This is a genomic window from Janthinobacterium violaceinigrum (assembly GCF_009208555.1).
In the GTDB taxonomy this organism is placed as follows: Bacteria; Pseudomonadota; Gammaproteobacteria; order Burkholderiales; family Burkholderiaceae_D; genus Janthinobacterium; species Janthinobacterium violaceinigrum.
Genome location: NZ_WFLI01000147.1, coordinates 1 through 248, shown reverse-complemented (window position 1 = coordinate 248; position 248 = coordinate 1). Strand labels below are relative to the sequence as shown.

General features: G+C 48.0%; 1 rRNA gene. It reads left to right on the top strand.

The features are described 5' to 3' along the window. Positions 1-144 precede the first annotated feature (144 nt). Positions 145-248: ribosomal RNA gene (gene rrf, locus GCN75_RS29025) — 5S ribosomal RNA — on the top strand; the annotation flags it as partial.

Sequence of the window (248 nt, the reverse complement as noted above, 5' to 3'; positions counted from 1 at the left end):
GTCCCTATAACCTTAGCAGGTACAGAGGATAAGACGGTACAACGTTGCGTGTGTGTTGATACACTTATTCATTACCCCAATCTTTGCTTCTTCCAGATTCAGGCTTTGTCGCTCCACTGAGGACAAACGCCAGTACAAGTTATGCCTGATGACCATAGCAAGTTGGTCCCACCCCTTCCCATCCCGAACAGGACCGTGAAACAACTTTGCGCCGATGATAGTGCTGCAACCAGTGTGAAAGTAGGTTA